Origin of the sequence: Bacteroides sp. (assembly GCF_052357945.1) — a bacterium.
GTDB lineage: Bacteria > Bacteroidota > Bacteroidia > Bacteroidales > Bacteroidaceae > Bacteroides.
On sequence record NZ_DAWCXD010000310.1, the window covers coordinates 1 to 1724 of the forward strand.

1 pseudogene is annotated in these 1724 nt (G+C 39.4%); it reads right to left on the bottom strand.

The features are described 5' to 3' along the window. Positions 1–172 precede the first annotated feature (172 nt). Positions 173–1724 (bottom strand): annotated as a pseudogene (locus tag ACT8YW_RS23200) (ATP-binding protein); the annotation flags it as partial.

A 1724-nucleotide genomic window follows, 5' to 3' on the forward strand; every position in this document is an offset into this window, starting at 1 on the left:
TCCTGAATCAAATCCCCCAATTTTCAGACTGCGCCAGCAAGCTCTCTCATACATAAAAATGAAAATCCTCTTTCAATCTATCACCACTCTGTAAATACAATGAATAAAGAGTTTCAGAACGATGGTGATAGGTTGAAAGAGGTATTGACAAAATCAATAGGGAGAGAAAGAATTATACTTCCTCTACAATTTTCCAATCACCAATACTTTTTGTCGCACTATCGAAGTTAACTCCTACTTTTACAACTTTCCGATGATCAGGCTGATAAGGAATAATATACCCCTTACTATTTATTTGCTCCAGTGCTTCCTCCGGAGTTCCATCTACCTTAAATTCAAAGACATAAATGGCATCTTGCATCTTTACTACCACGTCTGCCCGTCCGATTGCACTTTTCACCTCTGTATCTACATACTGCCCCATCAAACGGAACAACAAATAGAAAATTGTCTGATAATGTTTTTCCTGCTTATTTTCCAAATCATTGGGAATTGAAGCAAAGAAAGATCTGATTCTCTCCAGACATTCGGTCAGTTTTCCGGCACGCAAATCCTTGATAAAAGAGACTACATAGAGGTATTCTCACGGGCAGGTAAATGCACATACGCGGGCATAAGAGATTCTATGAATCCTTTCCGCACTTCTTTGTTAGGATAAGCCAATGTGTAGAGTTGGAACTCCGGATCATATTCCTTGATGGTAAGATAGCCGCTTTAATAAAGTACAGGAAGAGGATCGGTAATAACACTCGTTGGCGCATCAAACTGCTCTGCAGTAGCCGTTGCACCATCCAATTCGCGAATGTCAAAATTACTCTGCTGCAATATATTAATTAAAAAAGTAGGTGTCCCGGTAGAAGACCAAAAATTCTCATAGCTCTTTTGAGCAAATGCATTAAACAAACTAAATGGATTGTAAATATCTTCACTGTTTTTACTAAAATGATATCCGTCATACTGCTGCTTCAAATGCGTACAAGCCTCCTCGTAGGTTTCATTATTAGCTTGTGCTATCATTTCAATATCAGTTTTCAATTGTGTACACAATTCCCGTTCGGTTATGCCACAGATAGCACTATAATCATCTCTCATGCTGATATTCTGCAAATTATTCAGTTCACTGAAAATACTCATTTGACTGAATTTGCTAATACCTGTCAGGAAAAGGAAACGAAGATATTCTCCTTGCGCCTTCAAGGGACTAAAGAATTTCCGCATTTCTTCTCGAAGTTCATTTTGCAGTTCCGGCAAATGGTTACTGTCTAATAAAGGAGCATCGTATTCGTCGATAAGTAACCGGTTTGCCCGTCTGTTCATAAGCACGACGAATCACTCCCCGGAAACGTTCCGCGGGCGTACCTTCTACTTCTTCCTTTCCATAGAGTTTTTCCCAATCGTATAGGTTCAGATTCAACTGTCCCAAAAGGTCGGAAAGTGTTGTGTACTTTGTCATACTGAAATCAAGGTGCAACACCGGATAGACATTCCACTCTTTCTCCAAACGCTCCATCGCCAAACCTTGAAACAATTCCTTCTTTCCCCGAAAATAAGCATGAAGAGTGGATACCAACAAACTTTTTCCGAAACGACGGGGACGAGTCAAAAAATAAGCCTTATTGGTATTAGCCAAACGATAAATCAACTCCGTCTTATCTACATAGACGTTGTTATTATTGCGTAACTGCTCAAAATTCTGTATTCCTATCGGGTATATTCTGAAAGTA